General features: G+C 64.6%; 1 pseudogene. It reads right to left on the bottom strand.

From position 1 onward, the window contains the following. Positions 1-62: 62 nt before the first annotated feature. Positions 63-263: pseudogene (locus SB751_RS31755) on the bottom strand (LysR family transcriptional regulator); the annotation flags it as partial.

The raw sequence follows: 263 nt of genomic DNA, 5'->3' as shown, positions 1-263 counted from the left end.
CGTGACTGCGCCTTTTTCATTTTGCGTGCCGGGAAGCGCTACCGTCCCCATCGCCCCACCGCTTACAGCCGCGACAAAACCGTCGTCCTCGGACGATTCGTGGTCTTTGCCAAAGTGCTTGGCACCGGCGATAACTCGCTATCCAGGAGGCGTGAGAGCGGCTCAGCGCCGTCGAACGCTTCCGGCGGCATGGAGTCCGCCGAATCGAGCGCCCCGGACGTGGCAGGCCGGCCAAGGCCGTCCTTGATCCACTGTTCGCCGAG

It is taken from the genome of Cupriavidus sp. SIMBA_020, assembly GCF_046535395.1.
Taxonomy (GTDB): Bacteria; Pseudomonadota; Gammaproteobacteria; order Burkholderiales; family Burkholderiaceae; genus Cupriavidus; species Cupriavidus campinensis.
The sequence above is the reverse complement of the archived record's forward strand: the minus strand, read 5'-3'. Positions and strand labels throughout refer to the sequence as shown.